The sequence below is a fragment of the Methylobacterium sp. WL119 genome (genome assembly GCF_008039875.1).
In the GTDB taxonomy this organism is placed as follows: Bacteria; Pseudomonadota; Alphaproteobacteria; order Rhizobiales; family Beijerinckiaceae; genus Methylobacterium.
In genome coordinates this window covers 44,631-67,260 of record NZ_VRUU01000007.1, presented here as the reverse complement: position 1 = coordinate 67,260, position 22,630 = coordinate 44,631, and the positions used below count along the sequence as shown (strand labels likewise).

The window sequence follows — 22,630 nt, the reverse complement described above, 5'->3', positions numbered from 1 at the left end:
GCGCAGGCGGTGCCATCCGCCAGACGGAGGATGCTCGGGGTTCAACCATCCCTAGATTGTCGGCTCGCGGAAGGATCAGCCATGAGAACAATCGTCGCCAGCCTCATCGTCGTTTTGTCCTGCACCGGGATCCGGGCCGACGAGTTGAATGACATGCCGGACATCGCCTGCGCCCAAGCATCCTCAGCCCTGGAGCGCGCGCAAATCGGGTGCCCGGACGCCGACAATGCCGCGCCCGAGCCCCGGGCGGTCGCCTCGCCCCTCGACCGCCGGGAAGACGACTGAACGCAGTCCCGCCGCCATGGGCGTCATCGCCACGGCCCTGCTCGCCGGCGCGAGCCTTGGGCTGACCATCGCCGCGCCGATCGGGCCGACGAGCCTGCTTTGCGTCCAGCGCACGCTGGCAGGGGGCCTGCCGACGGGCGTCGCCACCGGGCTCGGCGTCGCCACCGTGCATCTGACATACGGGGGGCTGATGGTGCGCTGGAGCGCGGACTTGGCTGCGGCGTTCTCGAACGGGGCCGTGCTCTCCCTGGTCTCGGGGACGGTGCTGCTCGGCCTCGCAATCCGGGTGCTTCGCAGCGTTTCGGTCCTGCACGTGAGCGGCGAGCGCCGCCACACCCTCGCCGCGAGCTACGGCAGCGCGGTCGTGCTGGCCCTGGCGAATCCCATCACCCCCGTGCTGTTCCTGGCCGCCATGCCGGCCCTCCTCGCGCGCGCGGCCGCGCCGCTTCCGGCGCTGGCGGCCGGCGTCTTCCTGGGCTCGTTCAGCTGGTGGGTCGTGCTCAACATCGCCGTGTCCCTGTTCCGGCGCTGTGTCACCAACCATGTTCTCGGCCGGATGAACAAGGCCGCCGGCCTCCTCCTCGCCGTCCTCGCGTTGAGCCTGCTGGCTCGGGGGGTGGACGGCCGCTGGGTGGGCCTTTTGGACGGTCCGCCCAGGGACGGAACACGATCGGCCGGCCCTCCGATCGGTGCCGAGGGGCCGCGCGGGACCGACCGGGCGACAGCGACACCCTCGCCACCGGTCACGACATCCTCCGCCCGCTCTATGGCCGGGTCGTGGAACGCACCCTAGGTCGGCGTCCCCGTTACGATTCGGAATGATGGATATGCAATTTCAATATTGTCGCAAAATCGCATTGATATTGTCCGCAGGATTGTTGCTGTCTTCGGCTCCCGTCGATTCACGGGAGGAGATGTTCATCCAAACCGTCGAAGGTTGGGACATCAATAAGACACTTCGAAACAACGATCCGCTTCCCTGTCAAATGACCCATTCCTATCGCGACATGACGGACGGGGGAGCTCAAAATTCGGTCGGCATTACGAGATCGGACGGGCAAATCATATTCATGCTGTCTTATGAAAGATGGAATTGGCCCGAGGGCGAAAGTCTCAAATCAGATCTGATCACCGGGAACGAAACGATCAGCCCTGTCCCAACCTGGATCGGCAAGGGGACGATCCTGTACTGTCGTATACTCGACAGGGAAGTCCGCAAGCTGTCGGTGAGCCGGACGGTTTTCGTGCGGTTTCCCGAGGGAGATGCTGATTTCGACGTTTCGGGTATCGAGGGCGCACTTGCGGCGATGGACCGCTGCAATCGATCTGATACAAAAACGAGATAGCGAAATAGTAATACTGTCATTCAATTTGCATTATTATCGCTAAAAATTGATCAGTATTTGAGTTTTATCAATTAAAAATCAAGAAGATATCAAGACCAGTGAAATAATCATATAGATCGAATTCTAGAAATACTGTGATTCTCCTCTCCTTGCTGTCGAAGGGATTCTTCGCGATGGTGGACGGCACGCGTCGGGCGATCCTCGGCGGCATCACTCTGGCGGCCGGTGCGCTCTCAGTGCGGACTTCGTCGGCCGCCGAAGCAGACGGACATGCGGCCGGGTACGATGTGGCCCCTGCTTCAAGATTCGCATCGACGATCCCACGCAAGGTGGGCGATGCCGTCAGTTTCACGACCTCGCTCGACAAAGGCTCGCTCAAAGCGACATCGGGCGGCTGGGCGCGAGACGTGACAGCGAGAATACTCCCTATCGCAACGGACATCGCCGGAGCACACCTTTATCTCAACGCTGGCGGCGTCCGCGAGATGCATTGGCACACGTCGGATGAATGGGCGTATATTCTTGCCGGTCGCTGCCAAGTGACCGTGGTGGACCCGAGCGGGGAGATGGAGGTCGCGAATTATGGGCCGGGCGACCTGTGGTATTTCCCAAAAGGTCACAGCCACGCCATTCAGACCTTGGGGGCTGAACCCTGCCACGCCATTCTTGCCTTCAACGACGGTCTCTATGGAGAGCATGGAACCTTCGGTCTCAGCGATTGGGCGAGCCGGCTAGACCCTGCGATGATGGCGCAGGTCTTCGGGATGCCCGAGGACTCGATCGCAGGCATCCCATCCGGCGAGGTCTATATTCGTCAGGGCGCTCTGATGCCTCTCGACGGGCCGCAATCCCGGGCCACCAAGGTGCTCAGCCGATCCCGCACGCACCGATACCCCATGCTGGCAGCCGGTCCCCAGACGAGCTCGGACGGCGGATCGCTGACGATTGCCTCTGCCGAAGATTATCCGATGTCCGCGGGCATGACGGGTATGTTGTTGAGGCTCCAGGCCGGCGCTCTGCACGAGCCGCACTGGCATCCAAACGCAAATGAATGGCACTACGTTTCTCGCGGACGGACGCGCGTGACGCTCTTTGCCCCGGACAAGCGGCTCTCTGTCGCCGAACTTTCCGCCGGAGATTGTGCTTACTTGCCACGCGGGTGTGGTCACACGGTGCAGAATATCGGCAAGGAGGAATGCGAAGTCGTAGGCGTGCTCGACAGCGGGTCCTATCAGGAAACGTCGCTGTCGGACTGGGTGCAACGTGTCCCGGTACATCTTCTGGCCAATAATCTCGGCCTTCCCGACGAGGCGTTCGCGAAACTTGCGCGCAAGAAATCTGTCATCATAGCAGCGGCTTAGAGCGTCTGGAGGCTGTTATGGACCGTTATTCGGAGATACCAGATGAAGGGGCATGACCTCTTCACGCAGATCCTACCCATCCGATGTCTCCGATGACGAATGGGCGCTGGTCGTCTCGTACCGACGCTGTTGCGTGAGGATGCGGGGCAAGGCGAGCACGGCTTGCGCGAGGTGTTCGACGGCCTGCGCCACGTGATGAAGACAAGGGGCACCGTGGCGGTGGATGCCCCACGATCTGCCACCTTGGGAAGCCGTCTACCAGCAAGCGCGGCGCTGGCTAACGGCTGCGGCTTCGAGCAACTCGCCGACGAATCCCGTACGCTGCCGCGCCTCGTCACCGGCCCCAATCCAGAACCAAGTGCCGCCATTCTCGACGGCCGGACCCTGCGCTCGATGCCCGAGAGTGGCGCGCGGGCCGGCTACGATGAAGCCAAGCGCAAGAAAAGCTCCATGATCCGCTTGGCCGTCGAGACGCTTGGCCACCTTCTGGCCCTGCGCGTCACGCCCGCCGACGCCGACGACTGCGCCCAGGTCGGGCGGCTGGCGGAGGCTATGCAAGCCACCAAATTCAGAGCTGAGACAACATGAAGGATTGACGGTCTGCGTCAGCGTATTCCCTAAGCGTAACAATTTCTCGCGTCGGGACAAAGTCTCGTTGCACGAGTCGATGACGCATGCATCGAACGAGCCTAATCTGCCCTATACCTGGGACGTCAACTTCCCGATCTGCGTCCCGTTCGGCCGAGCGGCAGCCGTGGGTGCAAATTCGCTTCCGCATGGCTTAAAGCCATACCTTGAGGAAGATGGACATTCAGGGGACAGGCCAAATTTCGAATTCTATCGAGGAAGCGAGCTTCACCCGCGGGTCGCCGTTCTCCGATAGATGCAGGTATGGTTCGATCAGATCGTAAACCCTGGATGCTTCATTCGAGCCTTTCCTGCATTGATGGCGTCGGGTGATTGACGAAGCTGCCCCCTATGAAAGGGCAAATCCGAGATCTCCATGCGGCGTTAGTTCACTGCGAAGATGCCTTAAACTGTTTACGCCGCTCTGAAGATTGCGTTATACCTCAACGGGAAAATTGAAGGCATCCCACAAAGAGCGCTCCGATTGCGGATCTGGAAATCCACCAACGAGCCAAGCAATCTACAAATAGCCTGTTTGCTTTGGTTGTAAATACCGTATTGGGCGCGTATTTGAACGCATTCTAGCACATCGAAAGATTCGACGCAGTTCCAGCATCAGCTAAAAATGATTTTACCAAAACTATTGATCTGAAAAATGGGGTTCAGGAGTGCGAATTATTATCAAGGATCTATTTAGCTGTCAACCACTGTAGCAGTTTAGTCGATCGCATGTAAATCGATAAATGAGGTGCGATATGTATCATAGAGTATATAATAAAAAACCTGACATCTTTGTTGTAAAATCAACCGTGACCGAAGATCTGTTCGACGAGTTCGCAATGGCGTGCGGGGCGACCTATCAGGCAACCATTCGGCACGCACGAGTCACGGCAGCATTGGAGCAGGGAGTTTTTCGTATTCACAGATTTGATATTTGGACCAACGGTGAATCAGGAACGAAAAAGAAAATCGGCCAATTTTTGATCACAAAAGGTTTTAGGAACCTAAAGTTTCACCCAGGAATTTGTCTCCTTCAAGGTCATGAGCATCTTTGGAGTGAGGCTATGAGAATGGCTCTTGAAGCTCTGGGTGACGGACGATACGTTTATGGGTCACGTTTCAATCTAGAAGATCCGCGAGAAGACGAGATTGAGTGTATTCGAGGAGCTTATATTATCGAAGTCCATGACCATGTCGTCGAAGCGGTGGATTTTTCTCAATGGCCGACGTGGAATCATTATGTAAAAAACGTTAGCAACAACATCCGAAGGAACATTAAATATTTTGCAGAAAATACTCAAAATTATGATATAGAAATAAAGACTGGTATACAATTCATACGCCATATTCCGTCTCTGGTTTTCAGTCGATACAAGATGTATCGAAGAAAGTCGGTCAAGTGCAGTCTTTATGGGATGGTAAGGATGTACCTTACTCGATTGCTGAGTTCTGGAAGCAATTCGTATAGCGCTAGATTGCAAATCAATAAATCGAATAAGGCGATCTTTAGCGGGATCCAGTTCGGTGCTTTGGATTTCTACATGGACGGCGCCTCGGATGATAACGTCAGGGGCTGCGGATCATTTCTCGTTCTCGAAATGCTTGCGAGACTTTTCAACCGATCGCCCAATGGAAAATTCGTGCTTGGAAGTGATCCCAACCCAATTCGGGATCGAGAATCGAAATACACAACGCGACATCGTTACCGCCAAGACTTAAGGATCTCATACTTTCCGACCAGCACAGTTGATTTTTATTACAAATCTTCAATAGACTGAGATCGTTCCTAATTAAAAATTATTAACAATCAAACACCGTCTAACAAAACAATCTGTGAATTTATTGATTCGATACTTAAGGTCAAGTCAGTGCTTTCAACGATATTATTTATTTTTCAGATGGAGTGTAAATATAATACGGCGTAGTCGATCTTGGGATATAGAAATATGCCCATCGACAATCGGTTTTATTTGTCGTTGCCTGCTGGAGCTGAGATCTACGCCCCGTCGGTTGGCGGCGGGTTTTTGGGTAAGGCGTTGATGGGCTGAGGAGCGTTTCCGATGCCGTCATCCCTGTTGATCAATCGGCGCGAGCGGGTTGTTGCGACCCTGACGGGGAGGCGCGACCTGCCATGGCTCCGCCGCCCGCTTCGAAGTCAGCGTGTCGCGTGCCAGCCGCTGGGCGAAGCGCGTGCGGGAGGAGGGACAGATCGCATCGTGGGCGCAGCGCAGCGATCGGCGCTCGCAGGCCATCGAGGTCCAAGCCGATCCGATCCAAGCAACTTACGAAGCGCATCCTGCGATCTGTCTGGACGAACTGCGCGATGCCCGGGCCGTGCAGGGCGTGGCAACCAGCACAGGCGCGCTGGCTCGAATCTTCGCCCGGCAAGGCATCACCCGTAAAAGGCGGCGCTGCGCGCGGCTGAACAGTCGCGGGCGGACGTGACGGCTGCCCGTACCGTCCAAAATCCCTGAACCGCCATCCGGCGAGCATCCGCCCGCTTCACACCGCTAGGATGTCGAAACAGCAGCAATGCCGCAGGATACAAAACGATTCGGCCGTCGCTTCATGATTGGACGCGACTCGACGCAATTTGTTTGATCGATATCGGACGTTGCGGATTTTGCTGTCGCAGCCTCGTGATGCGCTTTCCAAGCCGCGCGCACGGTTCGGCAATCAGAACATGAAAGGCCCAGCCACTCGTCAATACTAAGGGATAGACAATAATTATCATGGACCAAAGGGGAAGGATGTTTTGGAGAAAAAACGTGACGGCCGCCAGGATTGGCACTTGCACGAGGTAGACGCTGTATGAAATCCTTCCCAGGAATTGTAGCGGCGGAGCCAATAAAAAGCGTTCGATCCGACCTGGCGCGAGTGCTGCGGATATGACGAAAACCGATCCGGTTGCGACGCCAATATTGTGAAAGGCGTGTGTCTGCGACCAATGAGTTTGAACCATAAGCAGGCCGGCACACATCACGAACTCGCCAGCGTGGTATTTTGAGGTCGTCTCGAAGAACCGCCGGATTCTATCCAGATTGAGGGCCATCGAGGCGCCGATGACAAAAAATATCGTGTAATAGGCAGTATGTTGGAGTTCCCACAAAATGGTTCCGGTCAATGAATTCTCAGGCACGGATCTGAGGAGGACGTGTATTGCTGCGACGATGAGAAAGCATACCATGATAAGAATTAATGATGCTCTCCATTTCCATGAGATCATGGGTATCATAAGCAGAGGAAACAGGAGCGAGACACGCATTTCCCAAACAAGGGAATGAACAGCTCCGTTGAGGCGGAAGTTCGTCTGCCCCAGCATCAGTGCATGCTGCACGAGGTTTTCGATCGTAACAGGTGCCGACCACGTTTCGGTATTGATCCAATTGCTGCCCCCGGAAATATGAAAAATCGGCTGAAGAAAATAGACTGCAACGGCCGCAATCGCAATAATCGCAACATACGGAAGATAAATTCGGGAGATGCGCTTGACCAAGAATGCGCGATACTGCGGAGGGTGTCCTTCGATCCAAGGCAAAGCCAGCACCAAGCCACTCAGGACATAGAAGAGCGTGACCGCTTCATAGCCCGACCAAAAAATCCTCGCCGGGGTATAGAACAGGATATATTCCGTGACGGATCTCGCTTCCGTTGTCCAGTCGGAGTAGAAATAGTCGCTGTAAGCGGGAATGATCGTAAGGCAGTGATGATTGAGCACGATGGCGGCTGCAAGGCCACGAACCGCGTCGAGAGCATGCAAGCGCTGTGGTAATCCCGCATCGATTTTGGCGAGATCGCTATCCGTCGCAAGATTGTTTGCAGTCCGATCCGGCATGACAATATTCGCCTTCCTCACATGCCCTTTTGGAATAGATCTTATCTCGTTGCGGGTGTTGTCGTACGGATCATCTGCGGGCTCAATGGCGATTTGGGGGAGCGCTTTGGTTGTAGGTCCGCGCTTCGGAGCCGAATGGAAACTGGCGCGAAATTGCCGCCGAGCAGATTGTCGGGAGCAGCCGTCTCTCAGCTTGGTTCACCGGCTCGAAGAGGTTCGTCTTTTGGTTCGACGCCACGTCCGAGGGTTTCACTATCGTCGTCGAGATGTCCGATCAAGCAAGAGCCGGCGCTTGATCGAGGCTGCGGCGACGCGGTGAGAGCCCAAGCGTCTGCGCGCGCGACATGATTTTATTCAAGACTTTGATAATGTTTGGAAATGCTGCGCTGCGAAGGCCGCGTTCTGTGCCAGGTTCCCATGGAAGTGCCGCCCCGACGGAGCCAATCAGTCACCTGATTCCGTCCCATGAAGAGAGCGCTGAGAATGCTCGCCAGGTCCTACGGCGTCACTCGGATCTCGCCTGCCGGTCGACCTCTGGCCATCCACGCGAGGCCGGTGATGTCACGCGGTGATCCTCTGAGCAGCATGGGCTTGGCCTTCACATTTCGGTATCGCGATCCTGCCGAGGGTGAATTGATCCGCTCATCGTTCGGGCTGCTGGATTTGGATCGGCAGAAAAGGGTTTCGGCCATCGTCACTGCGATGTACCGGATTGCTGCCGCAACTTTGCAACCCAGGGGCGCGCCGATCGGAACTTTTGTCGAAAGGTCTATTTTCTTAGATGTGGGAGATCATTAACCGTTCTTTAACCATGTCTATCGAATTGCTGATCTGCTTGACCGGATGGCGACAAGCCTCTTTGGGCGTAGATGATGCATATGGGACGATCGATTTCGCTTCGGGTCCTGCTGGCCGCGATCCTCCTGGTCGCGGTGCTTGCCGGCGGTGCCTGCGTGCTGCTCGTCGGCTCTGAAGATGCTGCGGAGACTGCGCGCAGGAGCGAAGCGGACGTCCGTCGTACGGCGAACCTGATTTCCGACAGGCTGAGCGAGGAATTGGCGACGGTCGGGCGTGATGTCAGCCTTGCTGCGGAAAACACGGTGCTCGGGCGCGATGGGAACGGGACGACGGTCCAGCAAGTCCTCGGACGCTGGCGTGCTCTTCATCCGGGATATGCCGACATCCTCGTCGCCGACAGGAGCGGTCGCGTGCTGGTCACCGCGAGCGGATCGCTCGCCGGCGCCGACGTGTCCGGGACGACCTGGTTTTCGCGCGGCCTATCCGGGATCGTGATCGGCGACGCGAGCGATCGCACCCGCACGGGCGGCGACGTCCCGCCGAACGTGATCATCGGCGCGCCCGTTCGCGCCGGCGGCACAACGGAGATCGGCGTCCTCGCGGTCCAGCTCAAGCCGGACTGGATCCAGGAGGTGGTCGCCGCCCTGCGCCGCAACCTCGGGGGTGCGGCACGCGACTCCGCCATTCAAGTCATGAATGCCGGCGGGCGTACGCTTCATCGGTCGACCGGCTTGGCGCAGGTGGGTCGAACCCATGAGGCCACCGCAGCCATCGCCGAAGGCGCCGGGCTCGGGTGGATCGTTTCGGTCAAACAGCGCGATCTCGTCGAGGACGCCGCGGGCGCAGGCCCCGCCACGTTCCTCGCCCTCGCCGCGGCGGCCCTCGGCGCGGCTTATATCGGCGGCGCGGTCGGGGGACGGCTCGGCCGCAACGTGCAACGGATCGCCGACGCGGCCCGTCAGGACCGGGTGGATCTGCTCCGTCGTGATGTGCCCACCGCCGATCTCGCCAACCTGGCCGATGCCGTCGGCGCCTGCATCGGACGGAGCCAAGGACGGGAGCGCCTGCTCGGGGAGTCCCGGGGAGCCCTGGCACGCAGCCGCGACCGCGTCCGCTCGGCGAGGCTGCTCGGGGGCTTCACGAGTTGGGAGGTCGACCTGCGGAACGGGCAGGTGACCTGGGCAGACGGCGCGGCCGCCGCGGTCGAGAATGCCGCCGAGCGGGCGTGTACGCTCGAGGAGATGCTCGCGCGGATCGAGGTCGACGACCGCGCGCTGCTCAAGAACACGATGCGCGCCGTGTGCGAGGAGCCCGGCTCCATCCGAGAGGCGGTCATTCGTTCTTTCGCCGGTCCCGATGACAGTGCAGGCCGCCGCCTGGTCCTGCGCCTCACCGCCGTCGCGCTCAACGGGCAACCGGTCCGTCTCCACGCCTTGACGCGTGAGATCGCCCAGGTCGCCCTTCCCGCGCCGTCCACCGGATCGGTCGCGCCGGGGGCCGTGCTGGCGGAGGTCGGTGAACCGCCGGCCGCCTTCCCGGCACAGGCGATCGTCGCGGGGATCGCGCACGACATCGGCGGCGCCCTCGACGCGATCTGGGCCGACCTGCGCAACATCGAAAACGATGCCGCCTTCGCGGATGACAACGCGATGGAGACCGCACGGCGCGATGTCGCCCGTGGTTCCGCACTCTTGAAGCGCATGTTGGCGCTCGTCCAACCCGACAGCCCGGTCGTGCAGAACGGCGACGCCGCGCGCGTCGTGACCGAGACCGTCGACTTCATCCGCGCGGCGATCTTGCCCGGGCTCGTGCTGACGCCGTGGGCGGGCACCCTGCCGAAGCTCGCATGCGGCATTCGCGAATTGGAAGTCGCCCTGCTCAACGTCGCCAGCGATGCACGCGCCTCCCTCCCGACCGATGCGATCGTGACGCTTTCGGTCGAGGAGGCGTCTGATCACGGCGACGCCCAGATCGGCCTGCGGGCCCGATTCTCGGCCCCGGACGGCTTCCGGGCCGATCGTGGCGTCGCCGCGGTCCGGGGCCAGATGGACGCGATCGGTGGGGCCATCGGCGTCGCGACTGCGAACGCGAGCATCACCATCACCCTGACGTTCCCGATCGCACGGGAGAGCCTTGTGCCATCCGATCCCGCCCGTGAGGCGGAACAGGTCCTGCTCGTCGAGCCCGATGCCGTCCTTCGCGCCTCGACGGCCGAGAGCCTGATCGGTCGCGGCTATGCGGTGACGCCCGTGGCGTCAACGGAGGAGGCGAGCGAGGCTCTCGCCGAGTCCCGCGCCTACGCGGTCCTGCTGTGCGCGCACGCGATGCCGGCGGTGGACGGGGTCTTTCTGGCCGACGTCGTGTCGCGCACGCATCCGGCGACGGCCATCGTGCTGATGGCACCCGACGCGATCCCTCTCCGGGGCAACGCTGCGGTCCAAACACTGCGCAAGCCGTTCAGCTCGCAGGATCTCGTCGATGCCCTCGCCGGCGCGACCAAGCCGTCGCGCCGCGCCGATGCAGCGTGATGCCTGACCGGGCACGGGGACGCCGGTTCGCTCGAAGTCGACGTCCCGATCGCTTGCGCTGATCTGGAGTTGTCCGTCTCCCGACCGGAACACAGCTCCGCGTTGCGGCGGGCTGCACGGTCTTCGGTTCCTGACGACGTCGATCTATCGCGCCGAATGAAGGCGATCGATCCTTTTCACGCCCGTTCATTGATCGAGCGCGTGGAGGGTCTTGATCTCCGCTTCGGCGCGAGGTTCCCTTCGCCGCGTCGAAGCGCCGTGTTGCACGGAATTTCCTAAGTGTAGGAAAAAGGCCACAGGGCGTCCTGCCCGGCCGGCGCAGATTCGCGACGCGCATCCTGTCGCGGACCAGCCGGAAGGAAACATCGTCCCTCTCTCGTCGATCAGGGGGGGCGACATAGCGTATTGCCGGCGGAGCTTTGGATCGTGAGCCCGTCCGGATCGGCGTCCAACCTTCTATCGGCGTCGTCACCGCCGACGAGCGCACCGATGTCACGGAGTCGATTGCGACCGGTGTCGCCACCTCTTGGTTCCGGATCTCCGGGCAGGTCTTACCTGTGCGTGTTCCAGCTCGAAGATTGACTTACCGACAGCTTCCCGTCTGAAACGTTGCACCTGATCGCCTGAGACATTCTATAGGCAGCACGGCCTCAATTCAGCAGCGTGATCCGCGCAGAAAGCCTACAAAGTCAGCAAATTTAGACTGCAGATCTGGGCAATATATCGCCACTACAACCAATGGTTGAATAATCAAAGCACATTTAGAGGTCCCAGATATTGGGCGTTAACCATCCTTTAATCCTTATGAAGCTCTTTGTGCCGCGGGACATCGGCGCGCCGCGATGATCCGCCTGCACCCTCGGACGACATCATGACGAAGATTCGCGCTGGTCTCTGTGTCTTCGGAGCAATTGCGACGTTGGCTACGCCGAACGTCGTCGCGGCGGCCGACTGGTACACCGGCGCGGAACGGGAATCCGTGCAGGACGACTACATCGTCGCGATCGACTCCGCAGCCACCGTGACCTCGAACAGCTCGGCGTTCGGTGTCGTCACCGCGACGATCGCGCCCGTGACCCCGCTCAACGAGAGCGGTCCGCGCATCCGGCTGCAGGGCGTGGCCGGTACGTATTCCTATCCGTCCTCCACCGGCCGCACCGTGCGCGGCGAGCAGGAGGAGGGCACCGCCATGCTGGGCTATGAATGGATCTGGCAGCAGGCCGCGCTCGCCGGTTACGTCGGCGTGAACATCCGCAGCAATTCGCTGTCCGTCATCGATCCGAACAATCCCGTGCTCGGAACCGGCATCGGCGCGAAGGTCGCCGCCGATCTCTATCTCAATCCGACGGCGAACACTCTGTTCGCCGCCAACGCCTCTTATTCGACGCTGTTCAGCGCCTACTATGTCCGCATGCGGGCGGGTTTTGCCGTGGCCGATGGTGTCTTCGTCGGCCCGGAGGCGACGCTGCTGGGTGATGCGTTCTTCAACCAGTGGCGATTGGGCGCTCATCTTACCGGATTCACCATTGGGCCAATGAAGTTCTCCGTTGGCGCCGGCTACGCATATGATCGGATCCAAAAGGGTGGTTATTACACCAGCGTCGAAGGTCGAGCAGCCTTCTGATGAACCTCCGGCCGAAAGACAACCGTTGAGCGCCGCAATCCGGCAGTAACCGTGCCTGCATCCGAGACTTCCGCGATGCGCGACATTCTTTGATTCGAGGAATCGAGCCCGTGACATCCGTCCTCGTGCGTGCAGCCTGGCTTGTGAGTGCTGCCGTGGTGCTGCTTCTGCTGGCACAGCCGGTCGGAACCTCGATCCAGCTGGAGATGAGCCTCGGCGCGATCGGTCTGATGATCCTCCTCTGGCTGTTCGCGCGGGGCCAGGTCGGGCGTTCGGTGTTCCTGGCGGTCGGCAGCCTCATCGTGCTGCGCTACCTCTACTGGCGCCTGTCGAGCACGCTGCCGCCAACGACCGATCCGTTCGGCTTCGCCGCGGGCGTGACGCTGGCGCTGGCCGAGGTCTATTGCTTCTACATCCTCATGGTCAGCCTGATCGTGAACGCCGATCCGCTGACGCGCGCCCTCGTGCCGGCGGATGACGATGCGGACCTGCCGACCGTCGACATCTTCGTGCCGAGCTACAACGAGGACCGGCACATCCTCGCCACGACGCTGGCGGCGGCCCGCTCCCTCGATTACCCGGCCGGCAAGCTCACGGTCTGGCTTCTGGACGACGGCGGGACCGATCAGAAATGCACCGATTCCGATCTGGCGGCCGCGCAGGAGGCGCGCACGCGCAGGGCGGACCTGCAGACGCTCTGTGCGGAGCTCGGCGTCTCCTACCTGACCCGGCGGCGCAACCTGCACGCGAAAGCGGGCAACCTCAACAACGGTCTCCAGAATTCCGGCGGCGAGGTCGTGGTGGTGCTCGACGCCGACCACGTGCCGTTCCGCTCCTTCCTGCGCGACACCGTCGGCCACTTCGCCGAGGATCCGAAGCTGTTCCTCGTGCAGACGCCGCACGCCTTCCTCAATCCCGACCCGGTGGAACGGAACCTCGCCACCTTCGATCGCATGCCGTCGGAGAACGAGATGTTCTACGCGATCGGCCAGCGCGGCCTCGACAAGTGGAACGGCTCGTTCTTCTGCGGCTCGGCCGCGCTCCTTCGCCGGACCGCCCTGGAGGAGGCCGGCGGCTTCTCGGGCGTGACCATCACCGAGGATTGCGAGACCGCCTTCGAGCTCCATTCGCGCGGTTGGACCAGCGTCTACGTCGACAAGACGCTGATCGCCGGGCTTCAGCCGGCGACGCTCTCGGACTTCATCGGCCAGCGCTCGCGCTGGTGCCAGGGCATGCTCCAGATCATGCTTCTGAAGAACCCGATGTTCAAGCGCGGCCTCAAGCCGATCCAGCGCCTGTGCTACCTGTCGAGCATGACGTTCTGGTTCTTCCCGATTCCGCGCCTGATCTTCATGATCGCGCCGCTGCTGTACATCTTCCTCGATATGAAGATCGTCATCGCGAACGTGGACGAGGCGGTGGCCTATACGGCGACCTACATCCTCGTCAATTTGATGATGCAGAACTATCTCTATGGCCGCGTGCGCTGGCCGTTCGTGTCGGAGCTGTACGAATACGTCCAGGGCCTGTTCCTGATCCGGGCGACGGCGGCGGTCATCCTGTCGCCGCGCAGGCCCCAGTTCAAGGTGACGGCCAAGAACGTGACGCTGGACCGCGACCAGCTCTCCCCCCTGGCGCTGCCCTTCTTCCTGGTGTTCGCGGTCCTGCTGACGGGCTGTTGCGTGGCGAGCTATCGCTACCTGTTCGAGCCGGGCGTCACCAACCTGATGCTCGTGGTCGGCCTGTGGAACGGCTTCAACCTGATCACCGCCGGTGCCGCTCTGGGCGTTGCGGCCGAGCGGCGCCAGACTGAGACCAGCCCGTCGCTGGCCGTCGACCGCCGCGCCGTCCTCACCCTCAACGGAATGGCGGTCGACGTGGCCGTCGAGCGCATCTCGAGCGCCGGCTGCCAAGTCCGCATGGATGCCGTGGTTCCGATGCAGCGGAGCACCGACACCAACGCGGGCCTGCTTTCGGTTCCGCCGCGCGACGGGCTGTCCGCGGAGGCCGTCCGGGCCGCGATCCCGGTGCGGCTCACGGCGATGACGGCGTCCGGCGAGGAATCCGTGTGGCGGCTCGACTTCGAGACCCTGCCGCCCGAGGCGTACTTCGTCCTCGCCGACCTCATGTACGGCGACGCGGACGCGATGGCCCGGTTCCAGCAGCGCCGGCGCGGTCACAAGAACCTCCTCGCCGGGATCCTGCAGTTCGTCTGGTGGGGAGTCGTCGGCCCGGTGCGCGCGGCGGCGTACCTGCTCAAGGGCAACCCGGCACCGGTCCCCGCCGCAGCGCCCCAGGTCGAGGTGCCGCTTCCCCGCACGGTGATGATGCATCGCCGGCTCGTCGACGGCGCCCGCGCCGAGCCGGCCGCCAACGTCGGATCGTCGGAGATCACCGTCCGGAGCGCGAAGCCGGTGCCGAAGGTCGAGGATGCGACGCCGGGCTGGCTCCAGATGATGCTGGACGCCGAGAACGCCGCGCTCGTCCGCGACCGCCGGCGCAATTCGGACTCGCCCCACCCAAGCGCCGGCTGAGACATGGCTCAGATTGATCTCCCCTCCGCCCGTGCGATCGCCGCGCGTTCGCTCCGCGGCCTCCGGGCCGCGATGGTGCTGGCGACCGGCCTGCTCCTGGCCCCCTGCGCCGGGGCGCAGAGCTTCCTCGGTCGCGGGGCCCCGCACGCCCTGACGATCCCCGGAGCGGACGAGGCGGCACGCCCCCCGCGCCGGGCCGAGGGCCCGTCGCCGGACGGCCCGGAGGCCGGGACGCCGGTCCCCGTGTCGCAGGCCGCCGTATCGCTGCCCCAGCGCCCGCTTCCCGCCACCGGCGAGAGCCTGCGGCTCAGCGGCGAGGAGGACGCCCTGCAATGGCCGGTCTACGTCACGGCCGAGCAGGCACGCGAGCGGCTGCGGCTTCGCGTCGGCTACCTCGCCGCCATCTCGGTGGTCCCGGAAGCCTCGTTCCTGACCGCGGCGGTCAACGACGTCGTCCTCGGCCGTACGCCGATCAAGGCGCCCGGTGCCGTCAAGGTGATCGAGTTCGACATCCCCGCGGGCGTGCTCAAGGCCGGGTACAATGCGATCGCGATCTCGGCGGTCCAGCGTCACCGTGTGGATTGCTCGCTGGCCGCAACCTACGAGTTGTGGACCCAAATCGACCCGTCCTGGACCGGTCTCGTGATGCCGGCGGGCGTCGAAACCGTGCGGTCCCTGCGCGACCTGCCCGCGGTGGCACCGGATGCGCGCGGCCTCGTGCCGCTGCGCGTGGTGCTCCGGAGCAAGCCGGGGTTCTCGACCTTCGAGAAGATCATCGCCCTGGTGCAGCGCGTCGCGCTCGCGGGCCGCTACGCCCACGTCTCCGTCGAGTTCGGGGCACCGCTCCAGGGGCCTGCGGGCCTCAACCTGGTCATTGGCTCGGCCGACGAATTGCGGGATCTGCCCGGCATCGACGCGGCCCAGGCCGCGACGGGGCAGGCGCTCGTCTTCCTCCCGGCCAACGCGGAGCGGGCCGCGACCCTGATCGTGCCCGGCAGCGGAGCCGCCGAGATCGAATCCGCCGGTGGGGTGCTCACCGCCTCCGCCTCGCGCGTCGCCGAAGGCAGCCCGCAGGGCCTGCGCCAGCTCGCGCTCGCCCGCGGCTTGGAGCTCGGCGGCGGCACCACGGTGCCCCTGTCCCGCTTCGGCGTGCAGAATCGCGAGTTCTCCGGGCGATTGTTCCGGACGGGCTTCGACGTGACCCTCCCCGTCGACTTCATCCCGGCCGACTACGGGAAGGCCATTCTGTCGATGGCGGGCGGCTATGCGGCCGGCCTCGAGACCGGCGCGCAGGTGATCGTCGACGTCAACGGGCGCAACGTCGCGAGCGACACGCTCCCCCGCGCCGAGGGCGAGGTCTTCCGCAGCTTGGCGATGCCGCTGCCGCTCGGCCGCTGGCGACCCGGCCGGAACCGTATCGAGATCACGGCGCGGCTGCCGTCGCGGGCCGACCGGACCTGCGAGGACAGCGGGGTCGAGGCGAAGCGCTTCCTGTTCCTCAACGACACGACGTTGACGCTTCCCCCCCTCGCACGCGCGCTGCGCCTGCCGGAACTCGCGGCGACCGCCAGCGGTGGATTGCCCTACCTTCGGTCCGCGCAACGGCCGCGGCTGGTGGTGCCGACGCCGGACCGCGAATCGATGTCGGCCGCCGCCACCATCGCGGTCCGTCTCGCGCTCGCCGCAGGTCGCCCCATCGACTTCGAGATCGGAAACGAGAACGCGCTTCTGCGCAGGGCGCCGACGGTGGTCGTGGCGCCGGCCCGCGCCCTCGATCCGGAGGTGCTGCGCGCGGTCGGGCTCGACCCCGAGCAGATCCGGCGGATCTGGGAGACGCGGGCGACGGCGCTGCCGTCGCCCGCCCAGCCCGATGCGACCCCGGGCCTCAGCCTCGACCGTCTCCGCAACGACGTGCCGCCGGCCTGCGCCCTGCCGGCGTCCGCCTCGCGGACCGCTCTCGTGATGCCGCGCCGCGCCCGGGACGCGGACAGCGACGGCGAGACCCGCGATCTCGTCTCGTCCTGGAGCACCGCGGTGCGCAACCGCGACTCCGTCGGCGACATGCTGTCGAACGCGACGGGCAGGCTCGGCAGCGCGGCAACCGAGACCATGGCCGCGGCGACGGGGTGGCTCACGGATCAGGTGCGCGAGGATCCGGTGACGATCGGCATCGGAGCATCCCTCGTCGTCGGCCAGGGCATGGCGGGCCACGATCCGGACACGGCGATCACCGTCTTCACCGCACCCAACGGTGCCGCCCTTCAAGCCTCCGCCATCTGCCTGAGCGCTCCTGTCGTGTGGAACCAGCTCGAGGGACGCGTCGCCGCCCTCGACGCCAACGACGGTGCCCTGACCACCTTCGCCGCGCGCCAGGGCCAGATCGTGGAGACAGTTCCGCGGACCTTCGAGAACACGCGCCTCGTGCTGGCGGGGTGGTTCTCGACCAATCCCAACACCTTCGTCCTCACCCTGCTCGCGGCGGCCGTCCTTCTCGGCCTCAGCACGCAGGCGATGCTCCGCGGAGTCGGCCGCAGGAGCCAGCCGATCCCCGACGCGCGGCGGGACGCCGACGGGGACGACCGGGAGTCCGACCGATGAGCCCCTTGCGCCGGCGCCTCGCCGCCCTTCTCCTGGTTCCTCTCCTCGCGCTGCCGGCGGCGGCGCAGGCGCCCGCGCCGCCGGACGGCGTCGGTGAGGCATCGTCCCGCCCGGCTGGACCGCCGACGATGTTCAACGCGATCGGCGATATCGGTGCCTGGCGCAGCTACCGGAGCCGCTTCGTCACGCCCGAGGGCCGCGTGGTCGATACCGGCAACGGCCGCATCAGCCACAGCGAGGGCCAGGGCTACGGCATGCTGCTGGCCGTCGCGGCGGGAGACCGCGACGCCTTCCAGCGCATCTGGGGCTGGACCCGAGCCAACCTGATGGTCCGTCCCGACGCGTTGCTCGCCTGGCGCTGGGAGCCGGACAAGCGGCCGGGCGTGGCCGACGTGAACGATGCCACCGATGGCGACATCCTCGTCGCCTGGGCCCTGGCCGAAGCCGCCGAGGCATGGTCGGACGAGGGGTACCGCCTCGCGGGCCGCCGCATCGCCGTCGACGTCGCGCGGCGCACCGTCCTGTTCAAGGCGGAAGGCGGGCCCCTGCTCCTGCCGGCCATCGCAGGCTTCTCGGCCGAGGACCGGGCGGACGGCCCGGTCGTGAACCTGTCGTACTGGGTGTTCCCGGCCTTTCCGCGGCTCGCCGCGCTCGCGCCGGAGTTCGATTGGGCACGCCTGAATACCGCCGGGCTCGACCTGATGACGCGCGCCCGCTTCGGCACGTCGAGGCTGCCGACCGAATGGATCGCGATGCGCGGCGGCGTGCCGAAGCCGGCGGAGGGCTTTCCGGCGACCTTCTCCTACAACGCGGTCCGTGTGCCGCTCTATCTCGCGATGGCGGGATACGAAGACCGAAAGGCCTACGAACCCTTCGTGAAGCTCTGGTCCGCATCCGGTTCCGCGGGCATGCCGATCCTCGACATCAACAGCGACCAGACGGTGGGCCAGCTTCAGGAGCCCGGCTACGCGGCCGTGGCCGCCCTGGCCGCCTGCGCCGGGACCGGTGCCGCGCTGCCGCCGAGCTTCGCCGAGCCGGCCGTCTCCGAAAACTACTACCCCGCCACCCTCCATCTCCTGGCGCTCGCCGCCGCCAACACGAGGTATCGCTCATGTCTCGGGCGCTGAGACGAGGCGGCGCAGCCCTGTCGCTGCTGGCGGGCCTGAGCCTCGATGTGGCGGGAACGGCGACCCAGGCGCGGGCACAGGGCGCGCCGGACGCGGCGAGCACCGTCCTGCGCGACGACCGGCGCGCGCCGGTGATCCTCGGCGCGACCAGCGCACCGTCGTCGGAGATCGTCGACGAGAGTGGGCTTCGCTACTACGCCGCGCAGCGCCAGAACGAGCGGGTGCAGACCGAGATCGCCCGCCTGCGGCGGCGCTATCCCAACTGGACCGTGCCGACCGACCTCGACACGCTGAAGCCGAGCCCCCCGGAGGAGGCTCCGCTCTGGGACCTCTTCACCGCGGGACGGGTCAACGAGGTGCGCGCGGCGATCGCCGCGCGGCAGGCGGCCGATCCCGAATGGCGTCCCTCGGACGACCTCGCGCGCAAGCTCAACCGCGGGACCCTGCGCAGCGAGGTCAAGGCCGCTGAGGCGAAGGGTGATTGGGACCGGATCCGCGCCCGCGTCGACGCCGCACCGGACACGCTGCGCAACCTCGACATCGACATCGCCTGGACCGTCGCCGAGGCCTACGCGCGCACCGGCTACACGGCCCAGGCCGTCAACGCCTACCGCACCATCCTGATTGGTCAAACCGACACCGCCCTGCGGCTCGCCACCATCCAGAAGGCGATGGCCAACCTGCCGATGGCACAGGTCGAGCCGCTGCTCGCCATGGGCCATTCCGCCGCCGACGGGAGCAGCGAGTTCCAGGCGATTCGCCCCGACGTCACGCGGGCACGGATCGCGGCCGTGCTGCACGAGGAGCCGGCCGGGAAGATCGAACCGGCGGACCTCGCTGCGCTGAGCGACGCCGTGCGCAAGGCGGCGGACCCCGCCGAGCTCAGCCTGCTCGGATGGTATGCCTATCACCGCCGCCAGTTCCGCGAGGCGCTCGACTGGTTCAAGGCCGCCATCGCCCGCGGGGGCGATGCGCGGATCGCGACCGGCCTCGCCCTCTCGCTTCGCGAGCTGGGGCAGGAGCGCGAAGCCGAGGAAGTCGCCTATGCGTGGCGCGGCCCGTCCGTGACCAACGCGGCGCTCTACCTCGACATGATGGGACGCCGGCTGACACGGCCACCGGTCGCGGCCGTCGATCCCGCGCGCCTCGACCGCTTCGCCAAGCTCGTTCTGATGACGACCTCCGGCGAGGGTGCGCAGGCGTTGGGCTGGTACGCCTACAACGCTTGCCAGTTCGAGGCCGCCGCGGACTGGTTCCAGCGTGCGAGCGCGTGGAAGCCCCAGGAAGCCGCCGTTCTGGGCTACGCGCTCACCCTGAGCCGCCTGAAGAAGTCCCGCGAGTTCCTCGAGGTGGTGAACCGCTACGATGGCCTGTTCCCGACCGTGGTGGATCTGGTCTTGCCGGCGCCCGACGCCCAAGCATCGGGACCCTGCGACCCCGTCCGCGACCCGCCGGCCGCGCGGGCAGCCGCCGCCGCTCAGGTTCGCGTCCCCAAGCCGGTCCCGGCGGCGGTCCTCGGCCGGGCGTTGCCCGTGCGGCGCGGCGAGTTTCCCTTGCCCGTCGCCGCCGAGAATCCGTTCCGCTTCCCCGAGCCGTCCGAACGTGGCCGCGAAGCGGACTTTCTGCGCGACGCCAAGGCGCTACAACCTTTGATTGCTCGTCGCGTGCCCGGTGTCCCGGCGATGCCCTACGAACGCTACGGCTTCACCCTGCTGCCGGCCTGGAACGGCATGGACCGTCCGACATCGCAGGCTGCGCTGCCGCTGCCGCCCGCCGGCACGCTGGCCCATGCGGATGCCCCGAACCTGACGCAGGGGGACCCATCCCGCACCGCCGAGGCGCACGACGGCGATCGGTTCGGTCCCTTCGACGCCGCGTCCGACAGATCTCGCACCGATTCGCGCAGCACGGGACTGGACCGATGATCCCGTTCTTATTCCCCGGTGTCGGCCGGCCTCTGCGCCGCTCCGGCAGCATCCTGCTGTTGACCGGTCTTCTGGCGGCCTGCAACACCGCGCAGGAGGCGCGCGGGCGGGTCGCGTTCGTCGCGACGGCCTACGCCTCCGGCGAAGGATCGCCCCAGCGCGTGCCGCTCGTGTCGCTCCCCGATGCCGGGTCGGCCGTTCTCGTCGACGAGTCCCGCGGCCGTGGCGCCCTGCATCAGAAGATCGTCTTCGGCCGCGATGGCAGCAGCCGGGCCGACCTGAGCTTGGGGACCGCCGGCTCGGGCATTTCCGGCATGGCCAAGCCGACGCGGCTCGGAATCGCCGCCGAACTCGCCCAGCTGCCCGACGGGCCGTACCGCGTGTCGCGTGAGCCGGCGCGCAACGCCTATGGCCCGGTGGGCGTCGCGCTGAACGGGCGCTGCGCGTTCGCGTGGCAATGGATCGAGGACCTGCACGGCATCGGATTGGGCGACACGTCGGAGATGCCGGGCCGCATCTCCGCGTCGCTCAGGGTCCATCATTGCAGCCGCGGCTCGTCCGAATCCCTGATCCGCGACTTGTCCCGCCTGCGCCTGGGCGCGGCTCTTCCCGAACGGCTCGCCCGGGCGCCGCGACGCGCACGCCCAGCACGGGCGCCGGAGAAGGTGCAGGTTTCCAGCACGCCGGACCCCGTCGCCACGATGACGCCGCCCGCGGTCGCCCGCCCGCTCGTCACCGTCAATGGCAGCCGGACCCTCGTGAGCATCCCGCCGGATCGGGGCACCGCGGACTATGCTGTCGATTCCGGTCGCCCGGTGGTGCCGAGGCCGGGCGCTGCCGGATCCGAGGCGCTCGATCAGCCGCGCTACCTCACCGATCCTGCGCCGGCACGCCCATCCTCGAGCGCCCCGGCGACGCAACCGCCCCCCAGTCGACGCGACGCCCTGTCGACGGACCTTCCGGCGCAAGCCTATCGCGGGCCGACCCCCCCGCCGTTCGGTTGGTGAGGCCACCGACCACGCTCTCGAGGAAGACGAGGGCGGCCGAAACCGATTCCGGCCCGAAACGTCAGTATCCGATTCGGGCGACATCGACAGGAAATCCCTGCCGTGTCGTCCGTGTCCGATAGCAGATGTAGCCGTAGGGACCGTACCATCGGCTGCCGTTCCAGCACGGACGCTGCAGCGGTCGCAGGTCGATGATGCCCGGCTCCGGCCAGCCTGCCGAGGCGTAGATCGGGGCGGGCCGCGCGACAGGCTGATCGATCGGCTGTGCGCTCACCGCGGATCCGAACAGCGGCGTCAGGCAAAGGATCGATAGGGCGCGTCTCATGTTGCTTGCATCCATCGTGGATGGTCCTTCGCCTGAGATTTTCTCGTCAACGCTCGGCGCCCATGGATGTTCGACGTCGGTTGCATCGGCAAATCAGCGGTTCCGTCTGCGCGATCGATGGTCCCGACAGACTCGGAAGCTGAAAACTCATTCGTGGTCGCGCGGCGAGGGCGGGGCGAGCGGATGGCACGGAGCCGCTTGGTTCGGCTGGTCGGAGGATGAGCTCGGGCGAAGGCGAAGGGTGGCTCGGCGACGCATGCGGACGGACGGTGTGGCGACGCTTCCGCCATTGCCCCATCACGGAAACCGACCTCCTCGCGCGTGCAGGACAGCACGGTGTGAGCCGTCCTCCCGCGTTCCGCTGTTCGGGCTCGAGCCATGCGGTCGCTCTATGCGAAAGGCCGAAGCTCGAGGCGGGGAGGGATGTTGAGCGTCACCGCGACTGTGACGCCGGGCGCGATCTCGCTTCAGGTTTGCCGGGTCACGTCGGGACCGGAGGAGTTCGCGAGCGGATCACGCTCGCGATCGGCGATGTGAAGCCCTTTCCGATCGCGCTGAGTCGCGCCGGGCGCCCACGTCCCAGTGAGGGCCACCCGTGCTTTCCCGCCTGCGTGGCGGACGAGGTCGACGCGTCGCCTCGGCAGAGTACCCCGGTCCGCGAGCCATGGCCGGTCTTCTCGATCGGCCCGGAAAAGCCCGCCGATCCGGTC

16 protein-coding genes and 1 pseudogene are annotated in these 22,630 nt (G+C 64.6%); 15 read left to right on the top strand and 2 right to left on the bottom strand.

The window, feature by feature from the left end; genetic code table 11:
- The first annotated feature begins 81 nt into the window (after positions 1–81).
- The 7 genes and pseudogenes from FV227_RS28845 to FV227_RS05375 all read left to right on the top strand — a co-directional run bounded on the left by FV227_RS28845 (position 82) and on the right by FV227_RS05375 (position 6,064).
- On the top strand, positions 82–285 hold the full coding sequence (locus FV227_RS28845) for a hypothetical protein (RefSeq protein WP_147725588.1): 204 nt from the start codon (positions 82–84) through the stop codon (positions 283–285).
- 16 nt (positions 286–301) lie between these two features.
- The gene (locus FV227_RS05400) at positions 302–1,078 is read left to right on the top strand and encodes a LysE family transporter (RefSeq protein WP_187274688.1); all 777 of its coding nucleotides are present in this window, start codon (positions 302–304) and stop codon (positions 1,076–1,078) included.
- A 121-nt stretch (positions 1,079–1,199) separates the two neighbouring features.
- Positions 1,200–1,631 (top strand): hypothetical protein, encoded by a 432-nt coding sequence (locus FV227_RS05395; RefSeq protein WP_147895735.1) that lies wholly within the window; start codon positions 1,200–1,202, stop codon positions 1,629–1,631.
- 134 nt (positions 1,632–1,765) lie between these two features.
- Positions 1,766–2,992 carry a cupin domain-containing protein gene (locus FV227_RS05390; RefSeq protein ID WP_147858493.1) on the top strand — a complete coding sequence of 409 codons (1,227 nt, stop codon included), beginning with the start codon at positions 1,766–1,768 and terminating at the stop codon, positions 2,990–2,992.
- A gap of 52 nt (positions 2,993–3,044) precedes the next feature.
- A pseudogene (locus FV227_RS05385) lies at positions 3,045–3,553 on the top strand (transposase); the annotation flags it as partial.
- An 875-nt stretch (positions 3,554–4,428) separates the two neighbouring features.
- A complete protein-coding gene (locus FV227_RS05380) occupies positions 4,429–5,397 on the top strand; it encodes a hypothetical protein (protein WP_147858492.1) in 969 nt (322 codons plus the stop codon).
- Positions 5,398–5,779: 382 nt separating this feature from the next.
- The gene (locus tag FV227_RS05375; protein WP_147858491.1) at positions 5,780–6,064 is read left to right on the top strand and encodes a hypothetical protein; all 285 of its coding nucleotides are present in this window, start codon (positions 5,780–5,782) and stop codon (positions 6,062–6,064) included.
- Positions 6,065–6,185: 121 nt separating this feature from the next.
- Here FV227_RS05375 and FV227_RS05370 read toward each other — a convergent pair whose 3' ends face one another.
- Entirely contained in the window at positions 6,186–7,454 is a 1,269-nt protein-coding gene (locus FV227_RS05370) for an acyltransferase (protein WP_147858490.1), read from the bottom strand.
- Positions 7,455–8,012: 558 nt separating this feature from the next.
- On the opposite strand from FV227_RS05370, the gene FV227_RS05365 reads away from it, so the two are divergent.
- The 8 genes from FV227_RS05365 to bcsN all read left to right on the top strand — a co-directional run bounded on the left by FV227_RS05365 (position 8,013) and on the right by bcsN (position 21,595).
- On the top strand, positions 8,013–8,252 hold the full coding sequence (locus FV227_RS05365; RefSeq protein ID WP_147858489.1) for a hypothetical protein: 240 nt from the start codon (positions 8,013–8,015) through the stop codon (positions 8,250–8,252).
- Positions 8,253–8,332: 80 nt separating this feature from the next.
- Complete coding sequence (locus tag FV227_RS05360) at positions 8,333–10,780, top strand: response regulator (protein WP_147858488.1); 2,448 nt, start codon at positions 8,333–8,335, stop codon at positions 10,778–10,780.
- A gap of 871 nt (positions 10,781–11,651) precedes the next feature.
- Complete coding sequence (gene bcsS / locus FV227_RS05355) at positions 11,652–12,404, top strand: cellulose biosynthesis protein BcsS (protein ID WP_147725596.1); 753 nt, start codon at positions 11,652–11,654, stop codon at positions 12,402–12,404.
- A gap of 110 nt (positions 12,405–12,514) precedes the next feature.
- Positions 12,515–14,938 carry a UDP-forming cellulose synthase catalytic subunit gene (gene bcsA / locus FV227_RS05350; RefSeq protein WP_147858487.1) on the top strand — a complete coding sequence of 808 codons (2,424 nt, stop codon included), beginning with the start codon at positions 12,515–12,517 and terminating at the stop codon, positions 14,936–14,938.
- A gap of 3 nt (positions 14,939–14,941) precedes the next feature.
- Positions 14,942–17,536 (top strand): cellulose biosynthesis cyclic di-GMP-binding regulatory protein BcsB, encoded by a 2,595-nt coding sequence (locus FV227_RS05345; RefSeq protein ID WP_147858486.1) that lies wholly within the window; start codon positions 14,942–14,944, stop codon positions 17,534–17,536.
- Positions 17,533–18,663, top strand: a complete 1,131-nt coding sequence (locus FV227_RS05340; RefSeq protein WP_147727198.1) for a glycosyl hydrolase family 8 — start codon at positions 17,533–17,535, stop codon at positions 18,661–18,663. The genes FV227_RS05345 and FV227_RS05340 overlap by 4 nt, the downstream gene beginning before the upstream one ends.
- Positions 18,648–20,588, top strand: a complete 1,941-nt coding sequence (locus FV227_RS05335) for a hypothetical protein (protein WP_147858485.1) — start codon at positions 18,648–18,650, stop codon at positions 20,586–20,588. The genes FV227_RS05340 and FV227_RS05335 overlap by 16 nt, the downstream gene beginning before the upstream one ends.
- A 161-nt stretch (positions 20,589–20,749) precedes the next feature.
- Positions 20,750–21,595, top strand: a complete 846-nt coding sequence (gene bcsN, locus FV227_RS05330; protein WP_147858484.1) for a cellulose biosynthesis protein BcsN — start codon at positions 20,750–20,752, stop codon at positions 21,593–21,595.
- Between the two features lie 61 nt (positions 21,596–21,656).
- Here the strand turns inward: bcsN and FV227_RS05325 are convergent, their stop codons facing one another.
- Positions 21,657–21,935: a hypothetical protein gene (locus tag FV227_RS05325; protein WP_147858483.1), complete on the bottom strand. Its 279-nt coding sequence runs from the start codon at positions 21,933–21,935 to the stop codon at positions 21,657–21,659.
- Positions 21,936–22,630 lie beyond the last annotated feature (695 nt).